The organism is Rossellomorea oryzaecorticis (genome assembly GCF_045897515.1).
Taxonomy (GTDB): Bacteria; Bacillota; Bacilli; order Bacillales; family Bacillaceae_B; genus Rossellomorea; species Rossellomorea enclensis.
The window spans coordinates 1-520 of sequence record NZ_JBJOSA010000054.1 but is presented as its reverse complement, the minus strand read 5'-3'; the positions used below and the strand labels follow the sequence as shown (position 1 = coordinate 520).

The window sequence follows — 520 nt, the reverse complement described above, 5'->3', positions numbered from 1 at the left end:
CAACGGATGGATCCACCAATCCTTTGGTCATCGCTTCTTTCAAGATGCGGTAGAAAATTTGTTCAAAGAGATCCGTATCGTGGAAGCGCCTAGCGTAGTTTTTACCGAAGGTTGAAAAGTGAGGGATTTTCTCTTTGAAGGAATACCCAATAAACCACCGATAAGCCACGTTGGTTTCAATTTCTTTGATGGTTTGACGCATGGAGCGTATGCCAAAGAGATATTGGGTAAAGACCATTTTAATGAGAACAACTGGATCAATACCAGGTCGACCATTGTCTAAACAATACTTATCTTCTACTAAATCATAAATAAATTCAAAATCAATCGCTTGTTCAACTTTCCTAACTAGATGATCCTCAGGAACAAGTTCATCTAGCGCAACCATTTCAATTTGATTTCTTCCTTCTTTAGTGTGTTTTGATAACATTTTTATCCCCCACAAAAGCTTTATTCTTTTCTATTATACAAAAAAAGCTTGTAGACTTGGTCTAATTCTTAGACTTTGTCTACAAGCTGA

General features: G+C 36.9%; 1 protein-coding gene. It reads right to left on the bottom strand.

What is annotated here, in order from left to right:
* The coding region (locus tag ACKA06_RS21635; protein ID WP_411160632.1) for a transposase at positions 1 to 430 on the bottom strand (430 nt) is incomplete at its 3' end.
* Positions 431 to 520: the final 90 nt, after the last annotated feature.